Origin of the sequence: Thermosynechococcus sp. NK55a, assembly GCF_000505665.1 — a bacterium.
In the GTDB taxonomy this organism is placed as follows: Bacteria; Cyanobacteriota; Cyanobacteriia; order Thermosynechococcales; family Thermosynechococcaceae; genus Thermosynechococcus.
This window is the reverse complement of record NC_023033.1, coordinates 2,309,840-2,324,803: the sequence shown is the minus strand read 5'-3', so window position 1 is coordinate 2,324,803 and position 14,964 is coordinate 2,309,840. Positions and strand designations below refer to the sequence as shown.

Here is a 14,964-nt window from a genome sequence, read left to right as displayed (position 1 = left end):
AAACTTATTTTAATTCATGATCGCAGTTGAATGTTACTAATTATTAATTTATTAATTATTTGTCGAGGAGACTGCCCACCAGTTGGCACTCCCCCTCAGGGATAACGGCGCATATTTAAGCGAGCCGTGGTTCCCGCCTGTGGACACCGCAGGTACGGAGCATAGGTGCCACCAATGCGCCAGACGGAAATATAGCGATCGGTACGCACCCATTGAATGGTGACTTCACCACTACAGCCAAAATTACCCCCTAGATCGCGATCGCTAAAAAAGCCACGCACAAATCCATTGCCGATTGCCGTTAGGGTAATTGTGCCCTCATAAAGTCGCCCATTGACCTTTGTGGTGTAGGTCAAGACATCTCCGGGGGCGTGGCTGAACTGATAGTTATCAATGCGGGTCAGACCGCTATCGGAAATCAGGGTTTCAGCGGCAGCCGGCAGGGCAGAGGCCACACCCAAAACTAGAGTACCCAGCACACTCTGTAACACCTTCATAGGAACGCCTCGTCTAGAACATCGAACATCACATTATGATGATCCTAGATGATGATCCTAGACGAGACTATTTCTCTATAGTCTCTCCTCTCTGAGGAACTGCCTTGACAAAACAGTGAGCGCAAAGGGGCTGCTCGGGAATTCAGCAGGAGTCTAAAGGAACGCTCGCACATCGGTAACTTCACCGGCAATTGCCGCTGCTGCCACCATCGCCGGACTCATGAGGAGAGTGCGCCCGCTGGGAGAGCCTTGGCGTCCTTTGAAGTTGCGATTGGAGGAGGAGGCGCTGATTTGACGCCCTTGCAGCTTGTCGGGGTTCATGGCAAGGCACATTGAACAGCCAGGGTTGCGCCATTCAAACCCTGCGGCTTTGAAAATGACATCTAGGCCTTCAGCTTCGGCTTGGGCTTTCACTCGTTCTGAACCGGGGACAACGAAGGCTTTGACACCGGGTTTGACTTTGCGCCCTTCGACAACTTTGGCCGCCTGCCGCAGGTCACTGATGCGCCCATTGGTACAACTGCCGATAAAGCAGACATCAATCTTGGTTCCTTGAATGGGCTGACCTGGTTGTAGATCCATGTAGGCATAGGCTTCTGCAGCGATCGCCCGTTCTGCTTCGGGCAAGCTCTCTAGGGTGGGCAAGGTTCCATCCACCGCAACGCTCTGGCCGGGGGTAATGCCCCAGGTCACCGTCGGTGCAATATCAGCAGCCGCAAATGTAACAACATCATCGTATTCAGCATCCGCATCACTGGCTAGCGATCGCCACCATGCCACCGCTTCGTCCCAGGCTTTTCCTTGGGGGGCAAAAGGGCGTCCCCTGAGGTAGGCAAAGGTGGTTTCATCGGGGTTGACATAGCCGCAGCGGGCACCTCCCTCAATGGCCATATTGCAGACGGTCATGCGTTCCTCCATTGAAAGTTGGCCAAAGGTGGTACCGGCAAATTCATAGGCATAGCCAACACCCCCTTTGACACCCAGGTGGCGAATAACGTGCAGGATGACATCTTTGGCATAGACGCCAGCCCCAAGGGAGCCATTGACTTCCACTTTGCGAACCTTCAGCTTATTGAGAGCAAGGGTCTGGGTGGCCAAAACATCCCGCACTTGACTGGTGCCAATACCGAAGGCGATCGCCCCAAAAGCACCGTGGGTAGAGGTGTGGCTATCGCCGCAGGCAATTGTCATCCCGGGTTGCGTTAACCCCTGCTCCGGGGCAATGACATGGACAATGCCCTGACGACCGGAGCCAATCCCAAAAAAGGGAATATTGTGGGCACGGCAATTCGCCTCAAGGGCTTGCAGCATCTCTTCGGCAAGGGCGTCTTGGAGAGGACGCGCCAGCGTATCTGTAGGCACAATGTGATCCACAGTCGCTATCGTTCGCTGGGGATAGAGCACTGGCAACCCTCGCTCCCGCAGCATGGCAAAGGCTTGGGGACTCGTCACTTCGTGGATCAGGTGCAGGCCAATAAACAGTTGAGTTTGCCCTGAAGGCAGTGTAGCTACTGTGTGCTGTTCCCAAACCTTATCGAAGAGCGTGCCGCGACTCATAGATATGCTAAACAACGTAGATTACCCATTATAGGGAAAAGTAGCAGACTCAGTACAGCAGTTTTGCTTAAGAGGCTGGCTCCTGTAAAAAGGGCCTTAATCCCTATAGCTAAAACTCGCGAACTGTTGGAAACTATTGCAACTGACCTCAATTTCACTGATTTCACGGGGGTAGAATTCAGATAATAGACCATAATAGCTCACACAATCTAGGCATTTACTGCTTAGGGGAGTAGCCACAGTTAATCCTTAAATCATTAGAGTTGACAATCTGGATTTGTCCCGCAGCCAAAGCTCCAACTTGTTAAACGGTCCGCATCTAGGAACTCTATTGGCAAAAATTTACCCTATTCAACCTATACCTGAATTCCCTAAGCCTCCTATGCAGTTAGCACAATTGCTGCAAAAACATTTCCATCTGATCCAGAGAATTGAATGAATGGAACATTAACTGAATAGCCAAGTCATCACCTGTTGAGCGAGGCAAGTCCCATTGAGGCGATCAATTTCGCGAACACCAGTGGGGCTAGTCACATTCACTTCTGTTAAGTAGCCGCCGATAACATCAATGCCAACAAAATAGAGGCCATCGCGTTGAAGGGCAGGAGCGAGGGTTTGACAAATCTGGCGATCGCGCTCCGTAATCTCTGCGGCTGCCACGCGCCCACCCGCGGCCATATTGCCCCGAAATTCATCCCCTGTGGGAATCCGATTAACGGCACCGATCGGCTGGCCGTTGAGGAGAATAATCCGTTTGTCCCCATCCTTAGCCGCGGGTAGGTATTCCTGCAGCATCACAGGCAGTTGTCCCCGTTGGGTACTGATTTCAATCATGGAGTTGAGGTTGCGATCGCCCGCCTGCAAAAAGAGAATGCCTTCGCCCCCTTTGCCCCCCAAGGGTTTGAGCACCGCCATGCCCTGCTGCTGCACAAATTCACGGAGGCGCTGCTTGTCTGCAGTCACAATGGTCTTGGGAATCACACTGGTAAATTGCAGAGCATACATCTTTTCATTGGCATGGCGTAGCCCCGCTGGCGAGTTGAGGACAAGGGTGGTTTGGGGATCGACTAAATCAAGACAGTAGGTGGCATAGAGATAGGCGGCGTTGACGGGCGGATCCTTGCGCATCCACACTGCTCGGAAGGTATTGAGGGGGCGCCATGCGACTGCGCCCGGCTGAAACCAAGGTTGGGGAATCTGCCACTGGCCATCCACCAGTTGCACTGGCGACAACCGGATCGGGGTCAGCGCCGCCCATACCTGACCTTCTTGGATCAGCAGTTGGGAAATTTCCGTTACCCACACCCGTGCCCCTGCCGCTTGTGCAGCCTCCATCAAGGCCACACTGGTATCGTGGCCGGGGTCAAGGCTGGCGATCGGGTCAATAATAAAGGCAATATCCACTAAGCGACCTCTTGCAACAGGGCATCCAATTTTCCTTGAGCCTCCAGGGCATAGAGATCGTCACAGCCACCAATGTGTTCATTGTCAATAAAAATCTGCGGTACCGATCGCCGGCCATGGGCTCGTTTTGCCATCGCACTACGGGCAGCTTCATCTCCATCAATGACGTACTCCGTAAACTTCACTCCTTTGCGCGTCAGCAATTGCTTTGCCCGAATACAAAAAGGACAACGGGACCACGTATAGATTTCGACTTTAGCCACAGCAGTAACACCTCGTTACAAAAATTTACTTTGCTTCCAGCCTAGCAAAAAGGGAGAAGAGATACACCCCCTCTCCCTTCTCCTGCCCTACAACTTTCTACAAATACAAATAACTACAAGTAATTGGGATCTTGAACATTGCGGATTTTGCAGGCTTCAGCAATGCCGTACTGGGGCCGCAAAAAGCGATCCATCTGGGCAACAAAGAAGCGCCGATTCGCCATTAAATGCTCTGGATTGGGATCATCCAAGGGGTAGTAGAAGGCAGCACGGGTGGCTTGCAAAACGGCGGAGGTCACGGTGTACATAGCGTGCTGGAAGGCAATGCCCAATTGCACCAAAATATCATCCTCACCGCGACAGTGCTGGTGGAAGTAATCCCTTAGGTACTGGGGTAAGAAGTGATACATATCTTGGTGGAGCAGCGTTGGTGGAATCCCCGCCGTCCCCACAGGGAATTTATCGGCAAAGAGAATACCATAGTGGAAGTCCACCTGATCAGTGGGCACCTGATTGGCTTGGGCATTGTAGGACTTTGTGCCGCGGAAAGGAGAAGTGCGGTAAAAGACCGCTTCCACATAGGGGAAGGCCGCCTCGTAGAGCCACATAAACCCTTTTTCTTTGGGCACGAGGACATGAACCTCATCGTCAATATAGACATGGTGGTAAATAGGGCGACCGGCAGCGGCAAAAATTCCATTGACCAAGAAGTTCATGGCATCCTTGACACTGGTAATACTGCCCTCATCGTAGCGATCGCTAATCTCAAAGAAGACGGGTGCCATCACTTCCCAAAATAGCCCCAGCACATTCATGTACGTGGCTTGGCGAGCCTGCTCTAAAAAGAGGTCGGGAAAGAGTTTGTACAGCCCAAGCATCAATGGGTTGCGCTTGAAGTAGGCACGAATCGCCTTATCCGCTGCCGCTTTATACTCCTCGGAGTCAAGGTAAATATCCAACTGACCGCCCATGCGGTGCCACATCATTGCCCGCGCTAAATCTTCGGAAAATTCCATGTTGATGCGGTCATGCCAGAGGTGGTGGAGCAGACGGGGCATTTTGCCGGTCTCCCCTTTTTCAATAAATTCCATGAGTTCCGGGTGGGCATGGGCAGGGCCGCGCCAAATCCGCAGATCGGCAGTATCACCGGCGTAGTGATTCGGCAACTCAAAGTATTCCTTGGTCGGAAAATACTTAAAGAAGGGAAAGGGATTAATAAAGACCCGCTCACCGAGATAGAGCAAGTCCCGCCAGTAGAAGTCCATTGGAATTGAGTAGGCCTTGTACATCCCGATAATTTTCATCAGGTTCACGGGGGTATCGGGAATCAGGGCACCTCCTGCCTCAAGGCGGTAAATAATATCGGCGAGGGGATGATCTAGGGGTGGCAGCTTGGCAGAACTGGGGCGCTCCATTGCTTGAACCATGGGAAATTCTCCTAACGCTTGGCTAAGGTGGCAACAATTTCATTGGCACTGGGGACGGCAGCAACGATCTGAGCACTGGTGGTTTCACTCCAACGCACCAGCCAGGTGGGCTGAACCCCCAAAAACAGAATCAACAGGGTCAGGACGAGGGCTGGCATTTTCTCTGACCACACCACGCGCGGGTAGTAGGCAGTGGCATTGTCAAGGCGACCAAAGCAGGTGCGGTTGATCATAATCACGAAATAAACAGCTGTGAGGCCAGTGCCCACCACAGCAATCAGGGTTGGCACGGGGAAAACTCCATAGCTGCCCTGAAAGATCAAAAATTCCGCCACAAACCCCACAAGTCCTGGAATACCCGCGCTCGCCATGCCACCCAAAATTAAGAGGGCACTGGTGGTCGGCAACCCCCGCAGCGGATTGAGCAAGCCATTGAGCACATTCAGTTCCCGGGTGCCGACTTTCGTTTCAATCACGCCCACCAGATAGAACAGGAGTGCCAAGACGAGGCCGTGACTCACCATTTGGGCGATCGCCCCCACCATGCTGAGGTGGGTATGAGCCGCTGCCCCTAGGAGGACGTAACTCATGTGGCCAATGGAACTGTAGGCCACCATCCGTTTAATATCCTTTTGGGCAATGGCCGCAAGGGCACCATAGGCAATCCCCACCGCCGCCACGATCGCCAAGGGACCAGAAAACTGCCCCCAAACCTCTGGAAAATCGCCTAGGGCAAAACGCACCAAGCCATAGGCACCTAGTTTTGCGAATACCCCCCCAAGGAGAATTGCTGTCGGAGTTGAAGCTTCTACATAGGCATCAGGCAACCAACTGTGGAGGGGCACCAACGGCATTTTGATCCCAAAGCCCAAGATCAACAGCAACAGCAGAATCCCTTGAGTGGTGGGTGCCAAGCCAGCGATTTGAATATCGGCACAGTCAAAACTAGGAGCGTGGGTCAGCCAGCCCATTGCCAAAAAGGCAGCGAGGACAAGAATGCCCGACACTGCCGTATAGATGAGAAACTTGACCGCCGCTTGCTCACGACGCTGCCCACCCCAGATCAAAATCAACAGGTAAAAGGGCACCAACTCAAGTTCATAAAAGAGAACAAACAGCAGCAGATTCTGGGCAGCCAAGGCACCTGTAATGCCGGCATTGGCCAAAAGAACAAGGGCATAAAAAAGCCGCTGTCCACTTTTTTCACCCGTCAATACAACCCCAAGGGTCAAGAAGGTTCCCAAAACAATGAGGGGCAGCGAGAGACCATCCACACCAAGGGAATAGTTCAATCCCAAGGGCAACAGCCACGGCAGGAATTCCGTAAATTGCAGTGCGCTCTGCTGGACATCGAACTGTGTCAGCATCCAGAGGGACAGGGCAAAGGTGACACCAGCGATAACTAAAGTAACCGAACGTAGGACTCGCTCTGGCAGCAGCGGCATCAGGAGGGAACCGATCACTGGCAAAACAATTAACAGTGTCAGCATAGGGCAGAAACCTCAAAGAATGGAGCACTAGGCCAGCAGGGGCCAACAAATGGCAATGACTAGAATGGCAACGCCCATCAAAATGGTGAGGATATAGGCCTGGGATTGCCCCGTTGTACTATATTTCAGGCGATCGCCCCCCAAAAGGGTGACCACGCCAAAGGCATTGCCGGTCCCGTCCACAAACGTGCGATCAAACCAAGCGGTAATGCGGGAAATAATATCCACCACTCCCACCACCGTTGCCCTGTAGAGCTTTGGCGTATAGAAGTCGTAAGCCAGCAGATCCTGCACCGACGGTAGGGGGAACTGCACGGGTTTGGGAACTGCTTTGCCGAGATAGACCCATGCGGCTGCACCCCAGCCCAAAAGAGCAGTTACAGTCAGTGCAGCAGCGGTGGTCAAGGAAGGCTGGGTCCAAATCACCCAATCAAAGCGCCCCATGAGAATGGGCAAATGCAGCACGAACCCCAGATCAACGGTCATCGGCAAAATCATCGGCCAAAAGACCTCGGGCGATCGCGCCGTCATCGGTTGGACCTCACCGCCCCAAACTAGGCAAAATGTGCGCCCAAGACTAAAAGCAGCAAAGGTATTCATCAACAGAAGCACCACCCCGACCCAAGGCAGCTGGGCAAAAGCTGTATCCAGCAATTCTGCCTGGGGGAAAAAGCTGGCCAAGGGTGGAACCGCCAGCAGCCCTGCGGAGCCGACGAGGAAGGAGATCCCTGAAATGGGGCGCCGGGACCACAGCCCACCCAGCAGGCGCAGATCTTGGGTAATACTATTCCAGATGATGCCGCCGATGCTCATCATTAGCAGTGCCATGGCCAGGCTATAGGTGAGGATAAAGACAAAAGCTAAGCCCGGCTCCTTGAGGCCAACAGCAATAAACACCCACCCCATGTAGGCACTCACCAAATAGGAGAGGGCGCGTTTAATGTCCACTTGGGCAATGGCGATCAAGGTTCCTCCTAAGGCGGTGACGCTCCCAATCACCAACAAGGCCGTTAGAGCGAATGGGGAAAGGCTGAGGACTGGTGTCAGCTTCACCAGCACCCATGCCCCCGTAGACACAACCACTGCATTCCGCAAAATCGAGGCGGGAATTGGCCCTTCCATTGCCTCATCCAGCCACAGGTGCAGGGGAAACTGGGCACATTTCCCCATCGGACCTGCAATTAGCGCTAAACAAATCAGAGTAATAAGGGTGGGGTTCACTTGAGCCGTTGCCGCCCAAGCCGCTAAATCGTCGTAATTCCAAGAACCGGCAAGGGGGTAAATCGCCAACACTCCCATCAGTAGCACTAAGTCCCCTACCCGTTTCGTTAAAAAGGCATCGCGGGCACCCGTCACCACCAAGGGCTGGTTAAACCACAGTCCAATCAGCAAGTAAGTGGCAAGGGTCAGAATTTCCAAGACCACATAGCTGAAAAAGAGAGAGTCAAGGAGGACCAGCGCCCCCATGCCCCCTTCAAAAAGAGCAAGCAGTGCAAAAAAGCGGGCCCAGCCCCAATCCATCTCCATGTAGCCCACCGCAAAAACCTGGGCCAGCAAATTTAAGCCCGTGATCAGCATCAGGGCGGTAGTTGTCAAGATCGAAATTTCAACGGGAATGTCAAAGTGCAGACCCGCCACATCCAGCCACGTCCAGTGCAAATACTGCGGTGGTTGGTTGGCGATCGCCACCGTTGCCAACAGGGCATGCACAAAGGAGAAAAAGGTGAGCAAGATATTCAAATAGCCCGCTGGCCGTGGCCCCGTTTTCCGCGTAATCCCCGGTGACCAAATCAAGGACAGCACCATTCCCGTCAGGGAGTAGAAGGGAATGAGCCATACTGTGTCCGCCAATGATTGCAACATAAACCCCGCTTATGGCTATGGATAAGACTGATTAGATTTAATCTTATCTATGAATGGTGCTGCACTTCACAGGGTCAAGAATAAAGTTGCATCAATATCCCTTATTGCCTAGATAAAAGGCAACTATGAAGGTTGCTATGAAGGTTGCCTATCCCAGAGGATTAAATACAAAAGCCTAGGGGCTAATTTGAAAGGTCACCCGTGCAGTGTAGCCCACATAGCAAAAGTTACCGTCACCCCAATCGTGGTCAGAATCTAGCTCAACACGCACTTGACTTTGACGCGGATAGTTTTCGGGAATTGGGATGACCTGATCATCACCGGGGTTGAGGCGCCCCAAGCCAGAGCGAATATTGGTGACTGTGCCCTGAAGAACTTTCCCTTTGGCCCCATAGAGTTCAATCTTTGCCCGAGTGCCCGGATGGATGAGCCGCAGTGATTGTTCATCCACAAAGACATCGATCCAACGACGCCCACAATCCAACAACTGCAAAATTTGATCCCCTTTACCGAGAAACATCCCCGGACGGGCATCCACATGCCAGACATAACCGGCAATGGGAGCAGTCACCTTCACCACTTTGCGCTGAGCAACCTCCCGCTGGGCTTGGGCAACCTGTCGTTGTTGGGCAGCGATTTCCCGTTGAATCCCTTGGACGATCGCCTGCTGTTCGCTAATCTGAATTTGTAACTCTTGCAGCCGTAGGCGGGGGTCATAGTTACTGCGAGTGTTGCGCAGTGTCAGCCCCAATGCAGCAGCACGGGCATCGGCCTCCAGCGCCTCAACGGTGCGAGCCGCAGCTTCCACATCCCGTTGACGAGCAGCCACTTGGGCTTGGCTTTGCTGCAACTCCGTTAGAGCCGCATCGGCTTGGGCTTGGGGTACTGCTCCCTGCTGTGCTAACTGGCTAAAGCGCTGGTAGTTAATTTGTGCCAGTTGATAGCGTGCCTTGGCATCCGCAAGCTTGGCCTGAGCTGCTGCGAGTTCTGCTTGAGCAGCAGCCACTTGGCGATTGGTTTGCTCTACCTCTAGTCTGTGCTGATTGCGTTCATCCCTTTGGGCAGAGGCAAGGAGTTTTTGCAATTGAGCCAACTTTGCCTGAGCAGCTTCTAATTCTCCCCGCCGCCGCTCTAACCATTTTTCAACTTCTCGAGCGTTGCCTTGACTGACATAGTCATTTTCTATGAGGGCTAAGGGGGCAGCGGTGGGTTCGATAAAGTCCCCTACCTGCGCCTGGAGTTTCTCCAGTGTTCCTTCTTCTGGAGCACGCACGTTCACAATCACGCCATTAATAACTGCATCGCGACTACGCACCGTTGTTAAATGGCGGTAGAGAAACCAGCCTGCAAAGGCAAGGATGCCACACCCGGCTGCGAAAACTAACAGATTAGCAAGGAGCGATCGCCGTAGCTTGAGTTGCTGAGCCGGTACAACCTGATTTTTAATCTCCGTCAAAGAAGTTGGGGCCGGCTTGTTCATAGGAACCTTATAACAAGTTAGTTAAAGCAAATAAAATTACCTCGCTATTTTGTCTCACTGATGTATGTATCTAAATTGATACGTGAGAGCCTTACTCCAAAAACTTTTTACTTAAAATAGTTTTTCCCTGGTTCTATCTAAACACAGTTCCTAACCTTTTGTTATCCGTAAAAATACTGAAGTTGACATCTGCAGATCAAAAGCATCCAATCTCGGATTCCCATAGATTTTCAAAATCTCAGCCATCTCCAAAAGTACGGATGGAGTACCTATGATAAAAGTATTCGTGGTCAACCCTCATGATGCGCTTTCCAGATGTTGACAAACAAGCATGGCTGATTGTGCGCTCCCAAGGCGTGGTGGTGGGCAAGTATCACCTCACAGGAAAAGCGTGCTGGAAAATTGGCCGCGGCAGCGACTGTGACATTATTATTCATGATCCCTATATTTCCCGGCATCAGGCAACCATTGAACTGCGGCCTCGTGGCAATGCCGTAGTGTATCTAATCCGTGACAACAATAGTCGCAATGGTACAGTGGTTAACGGTACTCCTCTATCGGATGAGCGGGTATTACACCATGGGGACATTATCATGATGGGGGATACAGATCTCACATTTCACTATACGAGTCCATCAGTTACACCGAACGTGTTGCAGCGCTCTTGAGAAACGACTTGTCACCCCTTGATGAATTTTTGTGGGCGATTTTAGGCCTCCTCCTAACCGTTGCCGGAACGTTCATGGAAGCAGCGATCGCCCTCCCCAACTTCTTTAACGCGGCGGGGCAGTTTGTTTTACCCACCTCATGGGCAGCGGTTCCAGTGCAGCCGTTACCAGTCTCCTACCAGGTGGCCGCTGTTCTCTTTGTCGGCTGTATGGGGGGACGGCAAGCCGCAGCTCTCTCACAGGTGGCCTATTTGATTCTGGGGCTGAGCGGGTTTCAGGTTTTTTCCCAAGGGGGCGGCCTAGGCTATTGGCATGAACCGACATTCGGGTACCTCTTGGGTTTTGTGCCGGGGGCCTGGGTCTGTGGTTGGCTGGCCTTTCGCCCCCAAAAACGGGTTAGTTTAGAATGGCTTGCCTTGAGCAGCCTAGGGGGACTGGTGCTCATTCATGTCTGCGGTGCCCTCTACCTCAGTGCTCTGGCTCTTGCAGGGCAGTTGAGTTACCCCTTGGTGGAGCTACTAGAGCAGTATTCACTTTTTGCCTTGCCGGGGCAGTTGGTGATTGTCTGCTTGGTGGCGGCAGTCGCGCGGGTGCTGCGCCTGATTTTGCTGTACTAGGGGGCACTGTTGCCCTCAATTAAACCTTCGGCCTCAAGGGCGAGCGATCGCAGGCGGTCTAACATCTGCGGATCAGGTGCCTGCCACAGTTGGCGTTGGGCAGCTTCCAGGAGTCGCTCAGCCATGTCCCGCAGTGCCCAAGGATTATGGCGTGCCACAAAGGCTTGCATTGCGCTATCGAGCAAATAGGTCTGGGCGATGCCTGTAAACACATAATCGGGTACACAGCGAGCCGTAGCGGCATAGCCAAAGAGATAATCTACCGTGGCCGCCATTTCGAAGGCGCCTTTGTAGCCATGACGCTTGATGCCTGCTAGCCATTTGGGATTAATGACGCGGGAGCGATAGACCCGCAGCAGTTCCTCTTGCAGAGTGCGAATTTTCGGCTGCTCTGGCCGTGAGTGATCGCCAAAGTAAACCGTGGGCTGCTGCCCTGATCGCGATCGCACCGCAACGGTCAAGCCCCCCTGAAACTGGTAATAATCATCGGAATCTAAGAGATCGTGCTCGCGGTTGTCTTGGTTTTGCAGCACCACTTGCAGTTGACTGAGCCGCTGCTCTAGGGCTTCCGCTGCATTGTGGCTGTGGGCTTCCCCAGTGTAGGCATAGCTACTCCAGTGGATGTAGGCGCGGGCAAGATCCTCATCCCCCTGCCAGTTTTGGGCTTCGATGAGTCCTTGGAGTCCGGCACCATAGGCACCAGGTTTGGAACCAAAGATGCGAAAGCATGCCCGTTCCCGAGCTTGATCCAAGGGGAGACCCTGCTGTTGCCAATACTCTGTTTCTTTGGCCACTTGAGCGGCCAGGGGATTTTGATCGGGGGGTTCTGGCAGTTGGCTCACCCGCTGCACCGCCTCATCAAAGAGGGCAATGAGGTTGGGAAAAGCATCCCGGAAAAAACCGGAGATGCGCAGCATGACATCCACCCGTGGCCGACCCAACAGCGACAAGGGAATCACCTCCAAATCGACCACCCGCCGTGAGGCGCCTTCCCAGACCGGTCGGACTCCTAAAAGGGCGAGGGCTTGGGCAATATCATCGCCGCCGGTGCGCATTGTTGCTGTGCCCCACACCGAGAGGCCAAGGGTACGGGGAAAGTCGCCCTGCTCTTGACAATAGCGTTCGATCAGTGCCGCCGCCGCTCGTTCCGCCAATGCCCAAGCAGCCTCTGTCGGCACTGCCCGCAGATCCACTGCATAGAAATTCCGTCCCGTGGGTAAGACATCGGGACGACCGCGAGTGGGGGCACCAGCGGCTCCACTGGGAACATAGCCACCATTGAGGCCGTGGAGGAAGTGGTCAATTTCTTGGCGGGTCTGTTGCAGGGCAGGGTAGAGGACCGTGCGAATCCAATCCAGTACCTGCTGAGTTGCGCGGCCACAGGGGAAATCAGGGGTACCCAGAAGCAAACTCTCTACCCATTTTGCCGCCTCTGCCTCTAGGGCATTTTGCCACTCGCCCACGGAGCGGTAGCCGGGGACAGGACTGGGAGCGGTTGGATCAGCGGTGAGGGGGTCTAAATCCACCCCTTGATCCTGTGCCAGAGCCCGAGTGAGACCCCTGTGCTGGTCACTGGGAGTGCGGGCGATCGCCACCATTAGATCTCGCAACTGCCGCCCTTGGGGACATTGGCCAAGAATATGTAGGCCATCGCGAATCTGGGCATCCCGTAAATCACAGAGGTAGCCATCGGTGCGAGCCAGCCATTCTAGCCATGTTTCTTGCGGTCGGGGGGGTGGAATCTCCTGATCTAGATCTAGTTCTTGAACCAGGGTTTCAATTTGCTGCCGTAGGACGCTTAAGCGGGGGCGATCAAACTGCTCAGCGGCGTAGTATTCCTCAATGTAGTGGCTGAGGGTCTCTAGGCCACCATACAACTCGGCACGGGTGAGGGGCGGTGTCAGATGATCCAAAATCACCGCTTGGGCGCGGCGTTTGGCCTGGGCGCCTTCACCGGGGTCGTTGACAATAAAGGGGTAAAAATGGGGCACAGGGCCAAGGGCAATTTCAGGGAAGCAGGTATCACTGAGGGCTATCCCTTTGCCCGGCAGCCATTCGAGATTGCCGTGCTTGCCCACATGGACAATTGCATCCGCCCCAAAGACATGGCGCAACCAAAAGTAAAAGGCGAGATACTCTGGGGTAGGTTCCAAATCGGGGGCATGGTAATTCAAACTGGGGTCGCGATCGTAGCCCCGACTGGGTTGGACGCCGACAAAAATGTTCCCCCAACAGTCACCCGCAATGGGGAGATCGGTGGTGGGTGCCGGCCAGCGTTGGTTAATGGCCGCCTGTACTGCCCTTGGTAGGTTCCGAAAATAGTGCTGGTAGGTGTCAAGGGAGAGGGTATAGCGGGGCAGCCGCCAGTGATTGCCTTCGGGGTCGTTGGTGCGATAGCGGCTGAGGTGTTGGATTAGGGCATCGCCATCCTTGGGTAAGGGGTTAGGGCCAAGATCATAGCCCGCCTGTTGCAGTGCCCTGAGCAGTGCCACGGTACTGTTGGGGGTATCAAGGCCGACGCCGTTGGCAAGGCGACCATCGCGGCAGGGGTAGTTGGCTAAGATGAGGGCAATGCGGCGTTCAGCTGGGGCTTTGCGGCGGAGCTTCAGCCAGTTGGCGGCCAGTTCACTGACCCAGTCTAGGCGATCGCCCACTGGGACATAGGTGGTCACGGTGGTTTCCACCTCTGGTTGAATTTGTGCTATTGCCTTAAAGGACACGGCACGGGTAATGATGCGGCCATCCACCTCCGGCAAAACCACATGCATTGCTAAGTCCCGGGGGGTGAGCCCTTGGGGGTTTTGCTGCCATGTTTCAAACGTGCTACTGCTGAGAATGACCTGTAAAACGGGAACGTCCAACTGCTGCCACAGATTGACCTCGTTGGCTTTGGCGATCGCGAACCCCGTTGTATTGAGAATCAGTTCTACCTTGCCCTGCCATGCTGCCAGCAGTCCCCGTTGAATTTCTGGGTCTTGGAGCGAGGAGACAAACACGGCAACAGGCGCCAATTGCCGCTGCATCAAGGCCTGAGCAAGGGTCTCAATCACAGCGGTGTTGCCCGCCAAGTAATGGGCACGGTAAAAGAGAATGCCCACCTGTGGCCAATCCCTTGCTATTTTCCCCTGAATAGGATAAACGCCCCAGCGGGGAATCCTTTGGGGAGGGCGGGGAGGAGCCCCCCAACCGCAGCCGTAGTGGCCAATAAACTCAAGGGCCCGGCGAATATTCTCCAATCCTCCTTCACAAAAGTAGTGCCAGAGGCGATCAACTTGCGCCAGTGGCCAACTGGAGAGGCTCATCAGTTCTAGATCGGGGCGATCGTCCCCCGGCAGCAAAATCAACTGTCCCCCCCGATCGCTGACCATTTGCTGTGCCACCTCGAGACCATAGCTCCAATAGCTGCGTCCCCCCAAGAGGCGAATCACCACAACATCGGCCTTCCCCAGAACGCGATCGCCATAGTCATCAATGGCTGCTGCCGCTTGTAAATGCAGTAAGTTAGCAAGGCGCAGCGACGGAAAATCCTTTGGCAGTTGATGGTAGGCTTGGGCCAGCAGAGCAATATCCGTATCCGCTCCCGTTAAAATAACAATGGGAGCACTACTTTGCTGTAGAAATGCAACATTGCTGTTATCTGTAGCAATAGTCAGATCATTGAACGTAAGAATTCGATGCATAGGTTGACAACAATCATT

Annotated in this window: 11 protein-coding genes; 2 read left to right on the top strand and 9 right to left on the bottom strand. The window is 53.8% G+C overall.

Annotated elements, in window-relative coordinates:
* Positions 1–95: 95 nt before the first annotated feature.
* From NK55_RS11320 to NK55_RS11285, 8 genes are all read right to left on the bottom strand, one after another.
* The gene (locus NK55_RS11320) at positions 96–497 is read right to left on the bottom strand and encodes a hypothetical protein (RefSeq protein WP_024125838.1); all 402 of its coding nucleotides are present in this window, start codon (positions 495–497) and stop codon (positions 96–98) included.
* Positions 498–650: 153 nt separating this feature from the next.
* On the bottom strand, positions 651–2,054 hold the full coding sequence (leuC, locus tag NK55_RS11315; RefSeq protein ID WP_024125837.1) for a 3-isopropylmalate dehydratase large subunit: 1,404 nt from the start codon (positions 2,052–2,054) through the stop codon (positions 651–653).
* 447 nt (positions 2,055–2,501) lie between these two features.
* Positions 2,502–3,458 carry a glutathione synthase gene (gshB, locus tag NK55_RS11310; RefSeq protein ID WP_024125836.1) on the bottom strand — a complete coding sequence of 319 codons (957 nt, stop codon included), beginning with the start codon at positions 3,456–3,458 and terminating at the stop codon, positions 2,502–2,504.
* Positions 3,458–3,721 (bottom strand): glutaredoxin 3, encoded by a 264-nt coding sequence (gene grxC / locus NK55_RS11305; RefSeq protein WP_024125835.1) that lies wholly within the window; start codon positions 3,719–3,721, stop codon positions 3,458–3,460. Before grxC ends, gshB begins: the two co-directional genes overlap by 1 nt.
* A gap of 113 nt (positions 3,722–3,834) precedes the next feature.
* The gene (locus NK55_RS11300; protein ID WP_024125834.1) at positions 3,835–5,148 is read right to left on the bottom strand and encodes a CO2 hydration protein; all 1,314 of its coding nucleotides are present in this window, start codon (positions 5,146–5,148) and stop codon (positions 3,835–3,837) included.
* Between the two features lie 11 nt (positions 5,149–5,159).
* The gene (locus NK55_RS11295; RefSeq protein ID WP_024125833.1) at positions 5,160–6,638 is read right to left on the bottom strand and encodes an NADH-quinone oxidoreductase subunit M; all 1,479 of its coding nucleotides are present in this window, start codon (positions 6,636–6,638) and stop codon (positions 5,160–5,162) included.
* A 27-nt stretch (positions 6,639–6,665) separates the two neighbouring features.
* Positions 6,666–8,501: an NAD(P)H-quinone oxidoreductase subunit F gene (locus NK55_RS11290; protein WP_024125832.1), complete on the bottom strand. Its 1,836-nt coding sequence runs from the start codon at positions 8,499–8,501 to the stop codon at positions 6,666–6,668.
* Positions 8,502–8,676: 175 nt separating this feature from the next.
* A complete protein-coding gene (locus NK55_RS11285) occupies positions 8,677–9,981 on the bottom strand; it encodes an HlyD family secretion protein (RefSeq protein ID WP_024125831.1) in 1,305 nt (434 codons plus the stop codon).
* A 299-nt stretch (positions 9,982–10,280) separates the two neighbouring features.
* Here NK55_RS11285 and NK55_RS12555 point away from each other — a divergent pair, with 299 nt between their 5' ends.
* Entirely contained in the window at positions 10,281–10,649 is a 369-nt protein-coding gene (locus tag NK55_RS12555) for an FHA domain-containing protein (protein WP_024125830.1), read from the top strand.
* A 74-nt stretch (positions 10,650–10,723) separates the two neighbouring features.
* Positions 10,724–11,266, top strand: coding sequence for a biotin transporter BioY (locus NK55_RS11275; RefSeq protein WP_081711829.1), 543 nt, complete (start codon positions 10,724–10,726; stop codon positions 11,264–11,266).
* On the opposite strand, the gene cobN is transcribed toward NK55_RS11275, so the two are convergent.
* Complete coding sequence (gene cobN / locus NK55_RS11270) at positions 11,263–14,946, bottom strand: cobaltochelatase subunit CobN (RefSeq protein WP_024125828.1); 3,684 nt, start codon at positions 14,944–14,946, stop codon at positions 11,263–11,265. The two genes, NK55_RS11275 and cobN, sit on opposite strands and share 4 nt — an antisense overlap.
* Positions 14,947–14,964: the final 18 nt, after the last annotated feature.